The 1,629-nt window shown below is 74.6% G+C and carries 1 protein-coding gene and 1 pseudogene; both read right to left on the bottom strand.

Annotation, left to right across the window (positions count from 1 at the left end; genetic code table 11):
• A pseudogene (locus ACN675_RS29075) lies at positions 1–372 on the bottom strand (secretion protein F); the annotation flags it as partial.
• The gene (locus ACN675_RS29080) at positions 369–1,535 is read right to left on the bottom strand and encodes a TadA family conjugal transfer-associated ATPase (RefSeq protein WP_420754103.1); all 1,167 of its coding nucleotides are present in this window, start codon (positions 1,533–1,535) and stop codon (positions 369–371) included. The gene ACN675_RS29080 and the pseudogene ACN675_RS29075, both read right to left, overlap by 4 nt.
• Between the last annotated feature and the right edge of the window lie 94 nt (positions 1,536–1,629).

The raw sequence follows: 1,629 nt of genomic DNA on the forward strand, positions 1-1,629 counted from the left end.
GGCTGCCGGGCCACCGGTCTCCTGCGCAGCGACGACGCACGCCTCGGCCGGATGGTTGCCCACCCGAAGTTCGGCGATGACGGTTTCGAGGGCGCCCAGCAGCATCCGCTGGTCGACGTCCGCCGCCCGGGCACGACGGCGGGTACGCATCCGCCACACCGCGGTCGCAACCACGATCGACGTGGCCAGCGCGACCGCGACACCGACGACCAGCGCCACCACGACGGCGGCACACCCTCCGATCACCAGCGGCGACCCGACCCTCCGTGCTGCAGCAGGTTCGGTGCCGGTGGCCGACCGGAGACGGTGCCGGGCGATCGGCCCTGGGGCGATCAGCACCGCGACCGCGAGGCACACCGCGGCGACGGTCATGCCCGCCGCCGGAAGTACCGCTCGAGCTGCTGCATCCCTGCATCCGGCCCGTGTGCGACCGTCCACGCCGGCACGACGAGGACCCCCGCGGCCGGGTCGCGCTCGACCACCCCGATCTCGACGAGCCGGCGAGTGCCGTCGGGCGCCCGATCGACGTGCAGGATCACCTGCACGGCCGCCGCCAGCTGGCTGTGCAGCGCGGCACGGTCGAGTCCGCCGAGCGCGGCGAGCGCCTCGAGTCGTGCCGGAACCTCGTCCGGTGAGTTCGCGTGGACCGTGCCGGCGCCGCCGTCGTGCCCGGTGTTGAGCGCGGTCAGCAGATCGACGACCTCGCCGCCGCGCACCTCCCCGACGACGATGCGGTCGGGCCGCATCCGCAGGGCCTGCCGGACCAGGTCGCGCACGGTGACCTCACCGACGCCCTCGACGTTCGGGGGTCTGGCGACGAGCCGGACCACGTGCGGGTGGGTGGGTGCGAGTTCGGCGGCGTCCTCGACGCAGACGATCCGTTCGCCCGGCTCGACGGCGCCGAGCATCGCCGCGAGGAGCGTTGTCTTTCCTGCGCCGGTGCCGCCCACGACGAGGAACGCCAGCCGGGCCGTGACGATGCGGCGCAGCAACCGGTACGCGTCGGGCTGCACGGCACCGTTCGCGAGCAGCGCGTCGAGGCCTTGCGTGGCCGGCCGCAGGATGCGCAGGGACAGGCACGTCCCGCCCTGCGCGACGGGTGCGAGCACCGCGTGCAGCCGCACCCCGAACTCGCCGTGTCCGGGTAACCGCCCGTCCACCCAGGGTTGGGCGTCGTCGAGCCGCCGCCCCGCGAACAGCGCGAGGCGCTGGGCGAGCCGGCGTACCGACGCCTCGTCCGGGAACGTCACGGGAGCGAGTTGCAGACCCGCCCCGCGATCGACCCACACGCGGTCCGGGGCGGTCACGAGCACGTCGGTGACCTCCGGTTCGGCCAGCAAGGTTTCGAGCGGTCCGGCCCCGGTGAGTTCGGTCTGCAGGTGCCGCAGGGCGGTGAGCAGGTCGGAGTCGCCGAGCACACCACCCGATTCGGCGCGCAACGCGGCCGCGACCCGCGCGGGGGTCGGTTCGGCGCGGTCGCCCGCGAGACGTTCGCGCACGCGGTCGAGCAGGTCGGTGGTCAGCACGGTGGTCATTCCGCCCACCTCGAGGACGCCCGGTCGAGGCCGACGACGGTGAGCACCGCGTCTGCTGCGGTGGCGAGCGGCGAGCGGCGCCGGACCCGCAGCC

It is taken from the genome of Rhodococcus sp. O3, from assembly GCF_048897285.1.
GTDB lineage: Bacteria > Actinomycetota > Actinomycetes > Mycobacteriales > Mycobacteriaceae > Rhodococcus.

Excerpts from the sequence above, each read along its gene's own strand:
- ACN675_RS29080 (WP_420754103.1), bottom strand. The coding sequence starts at position 1,535 with ATGACCACCGTGCTGACCACCGACCTGCTCGACCGCGTGCGCGAACGT.